The sequence below is a fragment of the Treponema sp. R6D11 genome (assembly GCF_054786075.1).
This window is the reverse complement of sequence record NZ_BDHD01000773.1, coordinates 1-421: the sequence shown is the minus strand read 5'-3', so window position 1 is coordinate 421 and position 421 is coordinate 1. Positions and strand designations below refer to the sequence as shown.

The 421-nt window shown below is 54.9% G+C and carries 1 pseudogene; it reads left to right on the top strand.

Going from position 1 to position 421, the window contains the following annotated elements:
- Nucleotides 1-421, top strand: a pseudogene (locus ACYVTD_RS16020) (chromosome segregation protein SMC); the annotation flags it as partial.

Sequence of the window (421 nt, the reverse complement as noted above, 5' to 3'; positions counted from 1 at the left end):
TTTCACTTCGTCCATGTGCGCCTCAAGCGCCTTGTTCTCGTCTTCCAAGCCCGAAGACAGGCGCTATCTTTTCGAGGAGGCGGCGGGGATTACCCGCTTCAAGGAGCGAGGCGCGGAAGCGGAGCGCAACCTAGCCAAGACCGAAGAAAACGTCCACCAGGTGGAAATAATCTTAAACGAAGTGAAACGCTCCCACGACAGCCTAAAAGTCCAGTCCGAAAAAACATTGAAGTACCGCGCCCTGCGCGACGAGATTTTCAATTACGAGCTTGATATCCAATTACTGCGGTTAAAACAGTTCAAGAACGAGAGAGGCGAGCGCAATGAAACGCTGAAACGGCGCACCGCCGACCGCGACCGCATCCGCGCCGAGATGGAAGACGAGAACAAGGCGCTTGAGGCGCACATGGACGAAGTGAAC